Origin of the sequence: Senimuribacter intestinalis (assembly GCF_943192965.1) — a bacterium.
In the GTDB taxonomy this organism is placed as follows: domain Bacteria; phylum Bacillota; class Clostridia; order Peptostreptococcales; family Anaerovoracaceae; genus Senimuribacter; species Senimuribacter intestinalis.
Window position 1 is genome coordinate 250,267 of record NZ_CALPCF010000001.1, and the last position, 14,433, is coordinate 264,699.

The following is a 14,433-nucleotide window of genomic DNA, read 5'->3' on the forward strand; positions in this document are numbered from 1 at the left end:
TTACGCCTCCATTTCACAACTTACCCAGTGTATTCCATTGTTTACAGTATGCGTGCAGGATTTTACCTTGTACCAGCCCTTGACGCCCACCTCCGGGCGGTTGAAATATATCTTTCGCCCTGGTCTAACGGCGTTATTTCCCGGCATTTCTGCCGTAAAACCCACCGCCACCTTGTTCAGTTTCGCCAGCTGATTTTTCGCAATATTTCTCGCCTTCGCTGCATTCAACTTGTCTTTCGTTTCCACGGCGCTGAGCAATCCATACTTTTTTATTGACTTATCGCTTTTCGCAATTGCCTTAATTTGCTGCTTATCTTCATCGGTACCCGCAACAACTATATAATTTTTTAGATCTTCTATAGATCTCTGTCCTGATATGCTGCAGGCTTTTGTGCACGACAATTCTTTTCCAGTCCTGTCTTTGTATGTAGGCTTTATCTTGATGTATCCAGTTTTGACTACATACAGTTTTCCGCGCCTCATTTCCATGCGATAGCCCTGACCGGTTTCTTTTCTCACTTTTGACAATATGTCTTTCATGATGTCTGACACGGTCTCGTCTTTATATAACTTACTAATGGCTGTGGGCATCTTTGGAAGTTCTGCAATCGGAACTTCATACTTTTTGCAAATCTGTCTGATTGCTTTGTCTGCAGCCAGTTTTTTAAACTGTATGATTGTTTCCGACTTGTTCAGGTACCATGCGAAGTCATATCCTTTGTATTCGTCTCCATTTATCGGAGTCTCGGTTATGACTCCACGAAAAACTTCTTTCTTACTGCTGTATACTACGATGATATCTCCGACTTTGAGTTTTACCTTAAAATTTTTGTCAAAATACGAATACGGGACTGTTAAGCTGAATTCTAGCCCTAACGAGTCCATAGAATCCGACCAACTCAGGTTCCCAGTCCTTTTTGTTACGTACTCAGCTTTTCCGTCTCTAATTCTTTTTATTGAATAAGCCATTATCTCACCATTCTGTATTGTTCAAATTCCAAATCGTAGTGAAAATTTCCTGCCTTGTCTATTTCCGTGATTTCGAATGTTTCCAGCGCCATCAATCTGTTGAATACTTCTTTTCCGTTTTTCCGAGTGATTACCACCCTCATGGGTTTTCGCTTTTTCCGGTTGTCCCTAAAAAAACGAACATATGTCATCGGATCAATCTTTGAATCTGCCTCTGCATACGAAAGTCTGCCTTTCGGGAAAAAGGACGTTATACTTACCGTTGCCAGCGGTTCAGCGCCCAGAACCTTAATCGCCGAATACTTGACCGACTCTTTGTTTTCGTTGCTGGAACTTCCATAACCGATTTTCAACATATTTGTTGTAACGAACGGAAGGACCATTATTTTTTTATTGTTATTTATGCTTATTGTTACTCGCATTAGATGTTCCCCTCTGCTGCTATAATTTTCCTGGCAATGTAGTTTCCGGTTTCTTCCATGTACTTTTCATTACCTATCACATTCCCCTGCACTGTCAGGTATACATTTACGATTTTCCCTTGCGTTCCTTTTCCCGCTTTGTCTGCAGGTATAATTCTGGTACCTGATGGAAAAATCGCTTCTTCGGCGCGCCCGCTTTCCGAAAATCCAGTCAAACCGCCTTTGAAATACGTTGTTCCAGTCGCATGTTTTGGTACTGGCGCACCCTGCATCGCCTTTGCACCTGCGTCCAGTCCCTCTTCCACGGTTTTAACATTGATAGTTTTGTCCGTATTGAGCCCAAGGAATTCCTTCACTTTGCCTATAACTTTCTTTACAGTTCCAATTACCGCTTTAAACGCAGCCACTACAGTAAAGATTCCGTCTCTAAATACTCCAATTGCTCCTCCTGCATTCATGAATCTGTCTTTCAGTTTTTTCAGCCATGCGACTACAGTTTTCCAGTTCTTCACCACAAGTACAATGATTGCGATAACTGCAACGATTATCCCAATCCATCCCATGGTCGCAAGGTTCAGTCCGCCGAAAGCAGTTTTGCAAATCTTGATTGCGCTTCTGATTTGAGTAAATGCGTTGTATGCTTTGTTAATCGTTTTGTATGCCGCAAAGGCGGAAAACAAGCCGATTGCAACAGGTTTCAGCCAATTCATATTGTCTTTCGCCCATTTCGCGCCTTTTCCAACCAGCTTGAAGCCTTGCGTTATCTTATTTGCCCCAATCTCCGCATATGACTTAATCTGCGGCATATGTTTTACTACCCAATCACCAAACTTCTGTATATGCGGAAGCAATGCGCCTGCTATGGTATATTTCACACCATTTGCAGAACGGTCCAACTGGTCTAATGTGTCGGTCAGTGCAACGCCACTGTCCACAGTGCTGTCCTCCATGATTAAGCCTAAATCATTTGCCTTTTTTCTCATTTCTTCAATACTTCCAGCTGCACCATTTAGCATAGGCATCAAATCAGATCCTACGCGTCCTCCAAATAAATCTACTGCAAGAGCTGCCTTTTCTGTCTGATTTGACATTCCCTGCAGCGCAGAAAAAGATTCCCACATCATTTTTTCCTGAGATTTCAAATTTCCGTTTGAATCGTAAATTGATAGTCCTAATTTGTCAAACATTTCCTGTGCCGCGTCCGATCCGTCAGCAGCGCTTTGCATGTTGTTCGTCAAAGTCTTCATGCCAGCTTTCATGCTCGTAATCGATGCTCCGCATTGCGATGTAACAAAATCAAGTTCCTGATATGCCTTTCTGCTAATTCCTATTTTCTGGGACATTTTATCTACGGTATCTGCTTGTTTCGTTGTTGCGTCCACCATATTTTTTGCAAACTGTGCGACTTTAACAGTTCCAATTGCAACAGCCGCCCGCTTCGCTACCTTCACAAAATTCTCTTTCATCTCTGATGAAAATTTCTGCACATTATATTTGGCAAGCTTCGTCTCACTGCCGAATTTTTTTGTGCCAGTTTGCGCCTTTTTAAGCGGATTCGTGAAATTGTCTTTTAACGTCAAAACTACCGAAGCTTTTTTTGCCATTTAATTCACCACCTGTAATGCTTTTGTGAGTTGCTGTCTTTCTTCATTATGCTGCGCCATTGCTGCCATAAATACCGCTTTCTCTACAGTCGACAAGCTGAGCAGTTCATTTAAAGTGTGTCCTCGCAGAAGGTAGAAGCCTATCATCTGTGCCTCCGCCTCCTGCTGCATCAGTTTTTTATATCATCTGCCAACTCTGCCATTCCATATCCTGCAAGAATTGTTTTGCAAAGTTTTTCTATTTCCCCCATATTTTCATCGAGCAACTTCACTACAATGTCGTATGGTTCAATGCATTCATACGCGTCCTGCAGTTCTCTTTTCTGCAGAAGCGGCACAGATTCATAAATTACCTGACTGTTTAGTTCCATTGCTTCTTTCATCGTGTCCGTCTCATACATGTCCAGAATTTCGCAGATTCTAGTTAGTGGGAGCTTTTTAATTAACAGGGTTTCCCCAATTGTTTCGCAGAAATATTCCTTATAATCTGCTTTCGCTTCTTTTCTCTGCTGCGCTCTTTCAATTAAGGATTCGAGCGTCGCTTTCTTAACTTCTTTTTTTCTCGCCATCCTCTTCTCTCCTTAAATCGTTTCAAGCGGCACGAAATCTGAGAATTTGAAGGGTACTTCTTCCTCTCCCAGCGTTTTCAGTTCAAACTTTAGAAGCGTGATTTCATCCAGCGTTACGCCGTTGAGCTGTATCCGCTCCGTTCCTAGCGCCGACGGATCAGATACGGAGCCTACAATCATGATTTCCGGCATTTTCCCTGCTTTAATATCATCTTTAATCAGGTTTAAAATTCCAGAATCCACTTTGTGCAGCGTCATAGTTCCTTCACCGCTGTAGCCCATATATCGCATGTGCTTTCCCGGATCTTCTGCTAAATCGACCTCTTCATACTCAAAGGTCAATTTTGCTTCAAAACTTTTAATATTTGCAAGCTTATTACCGTTGATAAAAACCTTTCCAAAGGTTCCGTTTATGATTTCATTTACATTTGGTTTTCTGAACATGTTTCACCCTCCTCTTACGCCAAATAGATATCAAATGCCAAATCTTCAATGGCATCAAGCAGCTGTACATTTGCTTTTACGTACACATATGTGCCACATGGATTCTTTTTTACCGTCTCATCGTCCCAGTCTGCCGCTTCCAGTTTTCCAGCCGCCACAAGCGCCTTTCTTTGTCTTTCTAGATCGATTTCCGCAAGATTATCAAAATCCGGATTTAGCACTTCATCCGCTGCAAGCTGTCTAAAATATGTATTAACGGCCGCTACAAACAGCATCTGGTTGTCTAAATCATTTTTAAATCTGCCTACATACTGATTCTTGAATGTTTCCGTGATATCTTCTTTCATTAGATCCATTCCCTCTACAATGGTGATTTTCTTTAATTCCTCACTTTCGACTGTCATCGCAGAATTCACAGCTCTGGCAACTTTTACGGATCCGTAATCGTTAAATAATACAAATTCGCCACCTTCTACAGCTTCATCTACATCTTCCGGCTCTACTGCCTTTTTTAAATCGTTAAAGGTATAATATGTTGCACTTCGGTTCAGCGGTAGGGCCGCCAGCATTCCTGCAATTCGTCCAAGATATTTATATCCTGCTGTCTCTGTTCCGTCAGCTTTTACTACTGTTTCGTTCGTAAAATTCACAATGTGTCTGTCATTCGCCGCCTGATCGAATACCACCGCTTTGATTGCTGTTGCGCCTCCTGCTGTATTTCTGGCTTTCACGTAGTTCACAATGTCAGTCTGCGTGCTTGCAACGTGTGTAATCCAGTTAATTTTCAGGCTGTCCAATGTTCCTTTTGCATCCGCAAAGGTTTCGCCTTCTCCAAGTCTTACAACATGCAACTTGTTTGCACCGTCCGCCAGCGTCTCCCGGATGATCTGCAGATTTTCCGGCGTCCAATCCTCTTCCATGACGTCCGCCAGCGTTTTATATGTTGTCAGACGATCCGTTTTCGTCTGATCTGACAAAACAAGGCACACGACGCCTCTTTCACTTCTCTGCATTGCACTGTTTGCCTTTTCTTTGAATTCGACTATAATATTTGGTTTTCCCATTTTAAACCTCCTCATTTATGCTGATTTCTTCCATCATGATTCCCGGTTCTTCCTCTGGTCTCTGGTACATTTCAACCTCAAATTCCAGTGTCAAGACGTCATTTGAAACGTCAAATTCCAACTCATCAATTGGAATATAAAACGACTCATCCACTTTTAACCTGCAGAAAAACGTTTCCGCAAGTTTGTTTTGTGTCTCCATTAATTCCAGACGATTTTTCCTGCTGTCACTCGGAAAGTAAAATATTGTCACCTTTCCGTAATCATGGATAAAATCCGGCGTACCGTCTCTTGCAAGGTCATATTCTGTAAAAAAACACGGTTTTTTCACGTTTTTATCTATGTCTGTGGATTTTATCTCGACGCCCGGAAAAGTGCCTGCAAGCTCTCGATTTACAGCCCTTGCTACGTCTTTTATATTCTTCACTTTTTACCCTCCAGCTTCTCCACAATGAATCCAATCAGCGCGTCATCGACATTTTTCATGAACTGCTGTGAGAAAAGATATTTTGCCCGAACAAGAACGCTGTAGCCCTTTATTTCACCGGACTGCACATAGTCCGGCCTATGGCCAACCTGTTTGTGTCCCAGCTCTATAAGGTGCCCGTGATAAGCAGGCGCTTTAAACTTCATCGCAATACCGGTTTCATCTCCTTTGTCCCAAGGTCTTGTCAGCGTCATCCCTCGAAGCAAGTTGCCTGTTCTCTTGTGCAGCACTCTTTTTGCATAGGATTTCCCAACTTTTTTCATTTCTTGCCCCTGCTTTCGCATGAACTTCTTTTTTTCTGCCGGAAAGCGCCTGATAAGATCCGCCATGTCTCTTTCCAGTTCTGCAATTCCGACGGTTTCGAGACCTGCGCTTGCCATCAAACTACCTCCTGTACGTAAACTTCTGTGAATCTGCTCTTTCTCGTTGGTGGGAGTACATAATCAACATCAAACAAGTGTTCTTTTTCGTTCAGGTCGTTCCATCTAATTAGGCAATCCACGGTAATGTCTGACGCTTCTTCTGCTCTGATTGCGATACAATGCGTTGTTTTTGACAGCATTACATCTGCTGCTCTGCCGTTCATCATAGAGCCGGTTCTTGGTGATACTGCTGCCCAAATGGTTTTTAATAACGTTTCCTCCGGCTGCTGCTCTCCAAGCTCATTTGTTCCAATCGTCTGCTTATAAATTTTTATTTTGCTGTCAAGCTTTCCTATGTTCATCACTCTGTCTCCTCGTATTTTGGGTATATGCCGCACAGGGCGATATGGTCTAAAATCATGCCGGCTGACATCGGTATATCCGTCTGTGGCTTATCTGATGCAATGCCGCGATTGTCATACCAATGCGCTGTCATCATTTTGACAGCCAGCCAATATAAATCAGATTCTGGTTCTCCGTCCTCCTTCAGTGCAAAACGCTTTCCTGTCTCACTTTCTGCCTTTTCTATAGCCGCATTGCACAGGGCGATGACAGTTTCGTCATCGCCGCTGTATTTGATGTATTCCTTTAACTGCTCCTGCATATTCTGGTTCATCTATCTGCTCCTTTGGTGTTTAGATTATTCAGGTTGATTTTCCGGATTCTGTGAAGGTGTTGTTGTACTAGCTTTCTTCTTGATGATTAAAGTTCCGTTCGGGTCTAACAGCTTTCCATCAGCAATCACAATTACTTTGTTCTTTACTTCGTTGGTGTCGTGGTCAATCCATTTAACAGACGTCATCTGCATATTGCTGTTAATTGCATAGTCAGACAACTTTGTAAACACCGCTACGACGTCTCCAACTTCTGCCGCACCGAAATCCGGTAAAATATCCTCTTCAACCGTTTCAACGGTCTTCCCTCCGAATCTGTAGGTTTCTCCGCCATCAATGCCGTAGTTTACCCTTCCAATCGGCTGACCGTTTGCATCTGTCATTGCATCGATATATCCGTCAAAAGAAGACTGCGCCATGAAGAATTCACCGTTTCTGTATGCCTTTTTCATCTTGGCAAATACTTTTTTCTTCCATGCTTTCCAGTCTCCTAATTCCTTCTCTGTCATCTGGATCACATTTGTACTTTTGATTCTGGTATCTTTTAAGATTCCCAGCGGCTGCCCGGTTCCGGTTCCGTTGATCACTGCATTTTCTAATGCGATAATAATCGCCTCCGTTGCCAGAGAAACAAATTCTGACTGGAATTCTTCGAAGGTTACGATCGAAGCAAGCAGAGACTGTGCAATCTTGCATTCTAACCCATAGTAGCTAAAGGAAACCTTTTCGTCAGCTTTAATCTTCTTGCTTTCGCTTGCGCCTTCTCCAATCCATGTTGCAGTCGGTTTTAATGTCAGAATCGGGAATTCGACGCCGCCCTGCACGTTAAGCTTTCTGACTTTCGCATAGATATTTCCGTAGGATTTCAATTCTTTGATGATTTCCCTTACAATCGTTGTCGGAATTACCGTGCTTCCATCTGCGGCAGTTGTCTTCTGGGCTTCATTGCGATATTTTTCCGGAATCTTTGTTCCTCGGCAAATATATTCCATGAAGGAATCCCGATACTCCGCAGTGTCAAAGATATCTTCTTTTTTCTCCTGCCCTGTCTGTGCGTTACCTGCTACGTCGATAATCTGCATCCCTACTTTCGGTCCTGCGTTTTCCAAGGCTTCAAGGTTTGCTCTTGCCTCTGCCGTTTCTTCCCACTTCTTATCTAAAGCTTCAACTTCTTCTTTCTTTGCCTTGAATTCTTCGATTTTTCCTTCGTTCATCAGATTTTTTGCTTCCTGCATTAACTTGTTTCTGTTTTCAACGTACTCTTTATAAGTCATTTTTTAGTCCTCCTAAACTTAAAATTTCATATTCTGCTTTAATTTTTTCTATATCAGCCAAGTTCTTTTTGTCCTGTGCGTACTGCGGCGGACATTCTAAAAATTTGGCAATATATTCACTTTCACACGCTACAGCCTGCAGCGACGTTTCTATTTCTACGTCAAACATTTCCGCAGCGGCATCACTAGTCAGCCAGGTTTCTTTGTTGACTGCCTCTTCAATTTCTTCAAGCCTTACGCCATCAGCTCTTTTTTCTTTGTAAACCTGCATGATGCACTTCTGGATCTCATCCAGCTGCGTGGCCATCTGTCTCATCTCATCCGCATTGTAGCCACCGCAAAGTCCTACTAGCGGTTTGTGTACCATTAAGCTTGCGCCGGTTCTCAGGATGATTCTGTCTCCTGCCATTGCAATCACACTAGCAATAGATGCCGCTATTCCGTCCACATATACCGTTACCATTCCATTGAAATGTTTCAGCATATTGTAGATGGTTATCCCTGCAAAGACGGAACCGCCGCCAGAATTGATATGCACATTTATATTTTTTCCTGCGGCGCCTTCTAAAAATTTTTTCACGGAATCTGGATACTGGTCCGTATTGTCCCATGCGCCCCACCAGCTAGATACTATGTCCCCATACAGAAATAAATCTGCCTCTTCATCTGTTACGTTCTTGATTTCCAGCAGGTTCTTCAAGTTATCTTTCAGTTCCGTTTTTGCCACGTTCCTCTCTCCCTTCAATAAGCATCTTGATACAGGCTATTAACTCTGCATCATTTTCAGCGTTTTTCCCTGTAATCTTGTTTGTGAGATTACGAATCTGATTTACTACAGCGGTATCAAGTCTTCTGATTGGCTGATCACCGCCGTCCACTGGCGCCAAGTTGAACACTTCTCTCCATTCGTTTGGCGTAAGCGCTCCCCGGTCAACCATCTGCTGCAGCTGCATTTTTGTACTGAATGACGCGTGCGTCAGGTTGTATGCTTCAAACACAATCCTATTTCCGCAACCGCGTTCCCTTCGGCTAAATAGCTTTCTTGTAAATTCGTCTTGCAGCTGTTTGATTTCCGGTTCGATTTCCGCCTCAAAATATGCGTTCCACTCATCTTCCGTGTTCATCGACTGCACAATCTTTTCGTTGGTATTCATGATAGCGTACACTCTACGGGTATTTCTGTCCGTGATCGCTGCGTTTGGTACGTAGTCCTTTGGATCTACCTGCTTTAGTGTTGCTTTGCTGTCAATAGCTGCTACTCCGATGCTCCCCGCTGATTCGATGTCAAGATAATTTGCTGCAAATTCTTTTGCGTAAGCTTTAATGTCTTCTGCTCTTTTGCCCTGCGTAATTTGCAGTATCCATCTGATAATCCCGGAGTTTTTTATTGCATTCACAAGTCCTCTGTCGGAGGCGTAAATAACTTCCATTAGAGGCTCCAGCGCAGCCATGATAGAATCGCCAAAGATGTCATGCTCGTTGAAATCGCCTCTAAGGTGTATCAAATCTGAATACCTAAACACTGGCATTTTTCCGTTCGATAAAAAAAACCTGATTCCGAGTTCTCCATTATCAAGCCATACAGACTGTGCACCGGTTGCCGGTATCGGGTAAATCTCTCTGACAAGCCCCGCCTCGTCTCTGACTAACAGCGCAAAGGCATTCCCGTTTAATTTCAAACTAATCGCAAGTTTTTCGATCAGCTTCTGGAATGTCATATATGGGTTCGGCTCTTCCAACAAAAACCTGATATATGGTTTGGGGTTCACCTCTATCTTTTTTGTTCCGTCTTCCTGCACGCTTTCAACGATATGCTTCGCCACGGTTTTTCCCAAAGCTTTTACATACGGTCTAAGGCAGCTGCGTACAATATCGGAATTGTACACCTTGCCGTCATATCTGTAATATCCTTCTGTCGGTACGCTTACCAACTTGAAGGTATTCTTGCTTTCTTTCGCCGTGTTTTTAAATTTATTCCAAAGATTCATCATTCCTCCTAGTATACCGCCTCATAGTCAGCTTCGTAGTTATATAAGACTGTGTAAGCGTCCAGCAGTGCAGCGGCTCCGTCAATTCTTCTCCGCTGGTTCTTCCCCTTGTGCGGCTGAACGTTTCCATTCTTGTCAATGTCTACCGCCGTATTTGAAAGACACCATTTATCAATCGGGTTATTGTTATACACAATCATCTTTGCCGCCAGATCTGCTTTTAATCTGTGCATCGGCGTTGACAAAGTCTTTTTGCCCTGATGCACCGCAATCATATTTTCTTTTCCGAAGGTTTCACTCATTTCTTCCACCCAGTACTCCGCCGCCCATGCATCATAGCCGATATAGTACGGGTAAATGTCCAGTTCTTCGTTTATGCTGACAAACCATTCTGTAACGCAGCGCGGGTGTATTTTATTTCCCGGCACAACATCAAGATATCCCTGATCACGCCACAAGTCATATGGTATTTTATCCTCTTCAACTCGCTGTTCTAAGAGTTCCTCTGGCAGCCAGTACTTTGACAGTACATAGATGTGCGGATCGCCCGGCACTTTGAAGATCATCTTCGCCGCCGTTAAGTCTGTTGTTGACGATAAATCTACGCCGCCGATTCCGTACCTTGGGTTCAGTGCTCTGACATCAAATCTAGCTTCATTGTTCAGTTCTTCGAAACTTAGCCAAGCTTCTGTGCTCGTTTCCCTGATGCAAAAATCTTTACATAGAAGGTTTTTTACAAGTAATCCGTTTTCCTTCGCTTTGTCAACCTTTCCTTTCAGATTCGCTTTGTTCTTAATTGTTCCCAGTCCAGGATTCGCCTTTTGCCAGCAGGCTTCATCAACCCATTCGTCTCTTGCGTCAAGTTCATAGATAATCGGCAGGAAAGTTTCGTCCCTGTAGCCTTCTTTGCTTCCGTATCCATTAATCAACATGACGGCTTCGTCATATAAAATGTCATAGATTGATTCTCTGATGGTTCCCGCCGTCGTTGTGATAAATATCATCGGCTCTTCTCTTGCTGATGTGCCGTCTACAATGACATCGTAAAGTTCTTTGGTCTTCCAGGCGTGTATTTCATCTAGGAGCCCACCATGTACGTTGAGCCCGTCCAGCGTGTCCGAATCACTTCCCAGTGGTCTGAAATAGCTGTCGTTAAACTCCGCTTCCAGCTCTGCAACTTTCGGTTTAATCCTGCGTAATAGCGACGGTGATTTCTTAACCATCTTCTTTGCTTCCAGCCATATGATTTTCGCCTGGTCTTTTTTCGTTGCGCAGGCGTACACTTCTGCGCCCAGTTCCCCGTCTGCTACTTGTAAATATAACCCGACTGCCGCCGCCAGCGTTGATTTACCGTTTTTTCTTCCAACAACCAGCATAACCTGATGGTATTTCCTCAGCCCTGTGATTTTATGCACAATCCCAAAAGCCGCCGCAATCAAAGCCTTTTCCCATAGTTCTAAGTTCAGACGCTTTCCGCCCATTTTTCCCTTTGAATGTCTGCAGTAGTTTTCGATGAACTCTATTGCATGATTTGCCCGCTTAGGGCTGTATTCCCATTCGCTGTCAGGATCATCGATTAGCCGGATTTGCTCTTTGTACACCTTATAAACTTTTTGGCTTGTAACCTCGCCCCGCTCAATTGCCATGATATAGTCTCTAATCGGATTATGGGTCAAATCATACTTTCGCCTTCTTGCGCGATTGCTCATGTGTCATCGCGCTCCCTCACGAAATCGCCAAACCCGTCATCCTCTTCACGGTCTTTTTCGTATGCCTCCGGCTTTGGTATCATGTCAAAGAGCTGCTTGTACAGCACTGTATAATTCTTAATCATGGTGTTATATGTTTCAACCGCTGGGTTCTTTTTCGTGCCATATTGGTTTTCGCCGTTCTTGTATTCAACGGTGCATCCATCCCTGTTGATTTCCTCCTTCAGGTCTTCTAATGTCACAGTCATGAAAGCAAGGTTTTGAATAATCGGCATACAAAATTCCAGCAGTTTTTTTGTAAGATCATCTGGTTTTTCGCCTTTTTTAATCCAGTTTTTCTTTAACTTCGCAATCTCTTTCTTGATGCGCCTTTCTTTTTTTTTTTCTTTGTCTGTTTTATCTTCCATTTTCTACCACACCCCCCTTGCGCGCGCGGCTTGTGTGTTTTTTGTGGGTGGCTAATCGGTCACCACTTTTTCCTACCCCGTCATATTTTCAGGGGGGACTATCAAATCTCGATTAACTGACCGTCCTCTCCGAATGCAAAGCCTTCTCTGGTTACCTCTTCCTTTTCACGATGATGTTCTTTGTTGTGGCACACCTGACACAAGCATTCAAGGTTATCCCAAGCTAAGGTTACTCGTACATCGTCAATGTTGTTCGGCGTAAGGTATTCTTTATGGTGCGCAATGTTGCCTATTCCGTTTCTGTTTTGGCAGCGTTCGCACACGTAGAACTTTGAAGCCAGAAACGTCGCTCTGCTTTTTCTCCATGCTGGAGATTTATAGAAACTCTCCGTAAATTCCTTTGCCACTTTTTTCTCCTGTTTATTTGCATAGTAAAAGAGACACCATAACGATGTCTCTCTTGTTTACTCTGTTTCTTTTTCCAGTTTAACTATATCATAAAAAAAGCGGGCAAAACCGGGCAACTTTTATAAATTTGCTGGACTTTCTAGTTTTAACTCTTTTATCAGTGCCTCTTCAAGGGTTCTGGAAAAATTAATACCCTCCCTTTCAGCCGCATCATTGAGCCAAGACTTAATAGTCAATGTCTTCTTTACTTTGAGATTGCTCAGCTTTTTTCTGTATGCCGCAAAATCCACACAAACATAGCTTTCAATCTCCCCATCTTTTGCTTTATATGGTACGTCTTCTGGAATAATCTCCCCTTGGTCTTCTTTGGTCACTCCCATAAGTTCGATATAATCCGTCGCCATATATAGTGCGTCTGCTATATCTTCTCCTTGCGTCCAGCCATCGAAAGCTGGCACATATACAACATAACCGCCTTCACTTGGAATTAACGCAACTTTATAAGCCTTTTTCATAAAATTTTACCTCCTCTATCTCATGCGCTAGGGTTGGGGACTTTATAGTCCCCATTTCCTTATGATTCCCTTCGCTGTAGTTTCATTGATTTCTCTGTGCCTCGGCACAGCTTCTACATTCTTTCCGTCAGTCCAGATATCGTGCTCACCTCCATTTCTCAGGAAGCGCCATCCGGCTTTTTTCAGTTTCTTTTCTAAGTCTCTTTTCTTCATTTCTGCCTCCTTACATTTTATATTATACGTGTTTTATACGTATTTGTCAAGTGTTTTTCGTAATTATTTTATGAAATTTCTTATTAATCTTCTTGCATGATCCGGACTTATATAATTCCGTTCCCCTACTCCCTTCCAGTCTAAGCAATCAATGAATCTGCTTCTTAAAAGCTCTCTTATTTGTGGAGACTCTATGCTTTGAATATACTTTTCTATTTTTACGACTGCTTTTTCAGACTCTTTGATATTCTTTTCGATTTCCTCTTCAAGTATGCGTATCATGATGGGTAGTGAAAATTCTTCTGCTGGCACTCCCTCAATCCTTACAGGTATGCCTTTCCCGCTGCGGTAATCTCTTACAGTGTCACTGGCCGCCTCGTTTGTGTTACGAGTCAGCTTTTCCTGCAGCCTCTGCTTGCGTTTTTCTTGTTTTGCAATTTCGTTCTTTAGCCAGAAATAACTGCTCAGTTCCTGTTTTGTCATAACTCCCCTCCTCGCACTGCAAAGAAGCCTATTTCCATAGGCTCTGCTGCTCCTCTTCATAGTTGATATACTGTCGGTAATTTTCTTCCCGCTTTTTAGGTTTTCCCTTGTAATACTTCTTGATCCTCGGTTCTTCGTCTATCGATATCATCATGTACTCAAGGTGCTCTAGTCCTGTTATGGGATGCTCAAATCTTCTTACGGTATCCCAATCTATGTAATATCCTTCTCTCGGTTTTGGATCTGCAAACAGCTGTCTCTCGTCCACCTCTTCAATGTTTGGTGTCGGTATAATAAGACCTCTCGAATGACTATACCTGCTTCCGAACGGAGATTCTTTTTCTCTGAAGCTTTTAGAAGTCTCTTTGATTATGTATTCTGCTAATTTATAATAATTGGGGTTTTCATCGAATGGTCTTGGCAGGATGTGCCCTTCTTTCCAGCATTCTCTAACCATCTCTACTGGGGCATTGGTTATCAGGTGATGGTGGAGCTTGCTGTTTTGCCATTCTGTTGTGACTACCCACTTGAATTTCAGTCCTCTTTTTTTCATGCGATACCTAATTCTTCCCAAACACCGATCCAGTTTTTTCTTTGCTTCCTCCGGCGACGGATTTCCCGCATAGGTCATAGTATCATGCCAGCATGTTTTATCAAAATTCGCATTGATGATTCTTGCCAGCTTTTTAATTGCCATTCTGTCGTTATTCTTTTGTACTTTTTCAGCAGTCACAGTTCTTTTTTTTGCTCTCGGCTCTGTATGGCGTCCACTCGGAACTCTGACTGTCACATCAATCACTCTTCCCGCTATACAGGTCTCTCTGACAACTTTCATCTTTTG

The 14,433-nt window shown here is 43.0% G+C and carries 21 protein-coding genes; all 21 read right to left on the reverse strand.

Annotated elements, in window-relative coordinates; translation table 11 throughout:
- The 21 genes from NFR88_RS01305 to NFR88_RS01405 all read right to left on the reverse strand — a co-directional run bounded on the left by NFR88_RS01305 (position 1) and on the right by NFR88_RS01405 (position 14,427).
- Entirely contained in the window at positions 1-969 is a 969-nt protein-coding gene (locus tag NFR88_RS01305; RefSeq protein ID WP_251612885.1) for an XkdQ/YqbQ family protein, read from the reverse strand.
- Positions 969-1,325: a hypothetical protein gene (locus tag NFR88_RS01310; protein WP_251612889.1), complete on the reverse strand. Its 357-nt coding sequence runs from the start codon at positions 1,323-1,325 to the stop codon at positions 969-971. The genes NFR88_RS01305 and NFR88_RS01310 overlap by 1 nt, the downstream gene beginning before the upstream one ends.
- Positions 1,326-1,390: 65 nt before the next feature.
- The gene (locus NFR88_RS01315) at positions 1,391-2,995 is read right to left on the reverse strand and encodes a phage tail tape measure protein (RefSeq protein WP_251612894.1); all 1,605 of its coding nucleotides are present in this window, start codon (positions 2,993-2,995) and stop codon (positions 1,391-1,393) included.
- On the reverse strand, positions 2,996-3,142 hold the full coding sequence (locus NFR88_RS01320) for a hypothetical protein (protein WP_251612898.1): 147 nt from the start codon (positions 3,140-3,142) through the stop codon (positions 2,996-2,998).
- Positions 3,143-3,165: 23 nt separating this feature from the next.
- Entirely contained in the window at positions 3,166-3,564 is a 399-nt protein-coding gene (locus NFR88_RS01325; RefSeq protein ID WP_251612901.1) for a hypothetical protein, read from the reverse strand.
- A gap of 12 nt (positions 3,565-3,576) precedes the next feature.
- Positions 3,577-4,008, reverse strand: a complete 432-nt coding sequence (locus tag NFR88_RS01330; protein WP_251612904.1) for a phage tail tube protein — start codon at positions 4,006-4,008, stop codon at positions 3,577-3,579.
- A 14-nt stretch (positions 4,009-4,022) separates the two neighbouring features.
- Complete coding sequence (locus tag NFR88_RS01335; RefSeq protein WP_251612907.1) at positions 4,023-5,072, reverse strand: phage tail sheath C-terminal domain-containing protein; 1,050 nt, start codon at positions 5,070-5,072, stop codon at positions 4,023-4,025.
- 1 nt (position 5,073) lies between these two features.
- The gene (locus tag NFR88_RS01340) at positions 5,074-5,499 is read right to left on the reverse strand and encodes a phage tail terminator family protein (RefSeq protein WP_251612910.1); all 426 of its coding nucleotides are present in this window, start codon (positions 5,497-5,499) and stop codon (positions 5,074-5,076) included.
- Positions 5,496-5,939, reverse strand: a complete 444-nt coding sequence (locus NFR88_RS01345; RefSeq protein ID WP_251612913.1) for an HK97 gp10 family phage protein — start codon at positions 5,937-5,939, stop codon at positions 5,496-5,498. Before NFR88_RS01345 ends, NFR88_RS01340 begins: the two co-directional genes overlap by 4 nt.
- Positions 5,939-6,283 carry a head-tail adaptor protein gene (locus NFR88_RS01350; RefSeq protein ID WP_251612916.1) on the reverse strand — a complete coding sequence of 115 codons (345 nt, stop codon included), beginning with the start codon at positions 6,281-6,283 and terminating at the stop codon, positions 5,939-5,941. The genes NFR88_RS01345 and NFR88_RS01350 overlap by 1 nt, the downstream gene beginning before the upstream one ends.
- Positions 6,283-6,597 (reverse strand): head-tail connector protein, encoded by a 315-nt coding sequence (locus NFR88_RS01355; protein ID WP_251612919.1) that lies wholly within the window; start codon positions 6,595-6,597, stop codon positions 6,283-6,285. The genes NFR88_RS01350 and NFR88_RS01355 overlap by 1 nt, the downstream gene beginning before the upstream one ends.
- 24 nt (positions 6,598-6,621) lie before the next feature.
- Entirely contained in the window at positions 6,622-7,869 is a 1,248-nt protein-coding gene (locus NFR88_RS01360; protein WP_251612922.1) for a phage major capsid protein, read from the reverse strand.
- Positions 7,859-8,596: a head maturation protease, ClpP-related gene (locus NFR88_RS01365; RefSeq protein WP_251612925.1), complete on the reverse strand. Its 738-nt coding sequence runs from the start codon at positions 8,594-8,596 to the stop codon at positions 7,859-7,861. Before NFR88_RS01365 ends, NFR88_RS01360 begins: the two co-directional genes overlap by 11 nt.
- Entirely contained in the window at positions 8,571-9,857 is a 1,287-nt protein-coding gene (locus tag NFR88_RS01370) for a phage portal protein (RefSeq protein WP_251612928.1), read from the reverse strand. Before NFR88_RS01370 ends, NFR88_RS01365 begins: the two co-directional genes overlap by 26 nt.
- An 8-nt stretch (positions 9,858-9,865) precedes the next feature.
- Entirely contained in the window at positions 9,866-11,566 is a 1,701-nt protein-coding gene (locus tag NFR88_RS01375; protein ID WP_251612931.1) for a terminase large subunit, read from the reverse strand.
- The gene (locus NFR88_RS01380; RefSeq protein WP_251612933.1) at positions 11,563-11,973 is read right to left on the reverse strand and encodes a P27 family phage terminase small subunit; all 411 of its coding nucleotides are present in this window, start codon (positions 11,971-11,973) and stop codon (positions 11,563-11,565) included. Before NFR88_RS01380 ends, NFR88_RS01375 begins: the two co-directional genes overlap by 4 nt.
- Before the next feature lie 101 nt (positions 11,974-12,074).
- The gene (locus NFR88_RS01385; protein ID WP_251612936.1) at positions 12,075-12,380 is read right to left on the reverse strand and encodes an HNH endonuclease; all 306 of its coding nucleotides are present in this window, start codon (positions 12,378-12,380) and stop codon (positions 12,075-12,077) included.
- A gap of 120 nt (positions 12,381-12,500) precedes the next feature.
- On the reverse strand, positions 12,501-12,896 hold the full coding sequence (locus tag NFR88_RS01390; protein WP_251612939.1) for a type II toxin-antitoxin system HicB family antitoxin: 396 nt from the start codon (positions 12,894-12,896) through the stop codon (positions 12,501-12,503).
- 42 nt (positions 12,897-12,938) lie between these two features.
- Positions 12,939-13,109 carry a type II toxin-antitoxin system HicA family toxin gene (locus NFR88_RS01395; protein ID WP_251612942.1) on the reverse strand — a complete coding sequence of 57 codons (171 nt, stop codon included), beginning with the start codon at positions 13,107-13,109 and terminating at the stop codon, positions 12,939-12,941.
- Between the two features lie 63 nt (positions 13,110-13,172).
- Entirely contained in the window at positions 13,173-13,592 is a 420-nt protein-coding gene (locus NFR88_RS01400) for a hypothetical protein (protein WP_251612945.1), read from the reverse strand.
- Between the two features lie 28 nt (positions 13,593-13,620).
- A complete protein-coding gene (locus NFR88_RS01405; protein ID WP_160201867.1) occupies positions 13,621-14,427 on the reverse strand; it encodes a rolling circle replication-associated protein in 807 nt (268 codons plus the stop codon).
- Between the last annotated feature and the right edge of the window lie 6 nt (positions 14,428-14,433).

What these genes read in the sequence shown, in the direction of transcription:
- NFR88_RS01305 (WP_251612885.1), bottom strand. Translation starts at nt 969, where the DNA reads ATGGCTTATTCAATAAAAAGAATTAGAGACGGAAAAGCTGAGTACGTA.
- NFR88_RS01310 (WP_251612889.1), bottom strand. Translation starts at nt 1,325, where the DNA reads ATGTTGAAAATCGGTTATGGAAGTTCCAGCAACGAAAACAAAGAGTCG.
- NFR88_RS01315 (WP_251612894.1), bottom strand. Translation starts at nt 2,995, where the DNA reads ATGGCAAAAAAAGCTTCGGTAGTTTTGACGTTAAAAGACAATTTCACG.
- NFR88_RS01320 (WP_251612898.1), bottom strand. Translation starts at nt 3,142, where the DNA reads ATGATAGGCTTCTACCTTCTGCGAGGACACACTTTAAATGAACTGCTC.
- NFR88_RS01325 (WP_251612901.1), bottom strand. Translation starts at nt 3,564, where the DNA reads ATGGCGAGAAAAAAAGAAGTTAAGAAAGCGACGCTCGAATCCTTAATT.
- NFR88_RS01330 (WP_251612904.1), bottom strand. Translation starts at nt 4,008, where the DNA reads ATGTTCAGAAAACCAAATGTAAATGAAATCATAAACGGAACCTTTGGA.
- NFR88_RS01335 (WP_251612907.1), bottom strand. Translation starts at nt 5,072, where the DNA reads ATGGGAAAACCAAATATTATAGTCGAATTCAAAGAAAAGGCAAACAGT.
- NFR88_RS01345 (WP_251612913.1), bottom strand. Translation starts at nt 5,939, where the DNA reads ATGGCAAGCGCAGGTCTCGAAACCGTCGGAATTGCAGAACTGGAAAGA.
- NFR88_RS01350 (WP_251612916.1), bottom strand. Translation starts at nt 6,283, where the DNA reads ATGAACATAGGAAAGCTTGACAGCAAAATAAAAATTTATAAGCAGACG.
- NFR88_RS01355 (WP_251612919.1), bottom strand. Translation starts at nt 6,597, where the DNA reads ATGAACCAGAATATGCAGGAGCAGTTAAAGGAATACATCAAATACAGC.
- NFR88_RS01360 (WP_251612922.1), bottom strand. Translation starts at nt 7,869, where the DNA reads ATGACTTATAAAGAGTACGTTGAAAACAGAAACAAGTTAATGCAGGAA.
- NFR88_RS01370 (WP_251612928.1), bottom strand. Translation starts at nt 9,857, where the DNA reads ATGAATCTTTGGAATAAATTTAAAAACACGGCGAAAGAAAGCAAGAAT.
- NFR88_RS01375 (WP_251612931.1), bottom strand. Translation starts at nt 11,566, where the DNA reads ATGAGCAATCGCGCAAGAAGGCGAAAGTATGATTTGACCCATAATCCG.
- NFR88_RS01380 (WP_251612933.1), bottom strand. Translation starts at nt 11,973, where the DNA reads ATGGAAGATAAAACAGACAAAGAAAAAAAAAAAGAAAGGCGCATCAAG.
- NFR88_RS01390 (WP_251612939.1), bottom strand. Translation starts at nt 12,896, where the DNA reads ATGAAAAAGGCTTATAAAGTTGCGTTAATTCCAAGTGAAGGCGGTTAT.
- NFR88_RS01395 (WP_251612942.1), bottom strand. Translation starts at nt 13,109, where the DNA reads ATGAAGAAAAGAGACTTAGAAAAGAAACTGAAAAAAGCCGGATGGCGC.
- NFR88_RS01400 (WP_251612945.1), bottom strand. Translation starts at nt 13,592, where the DNA reads ATGACAAAACAGGAACTGAGCAGTTATTTCTGGCTAAAGAACGAAATT.
- NFR88_RS01405 (WP_160201867.1), bottom strand. Translation starts at nt 14,427, where the DNA reads ATGAAAGTTGTCAGAGAGACCTGTATAGCGGGAAGAGTGATTGATGTG.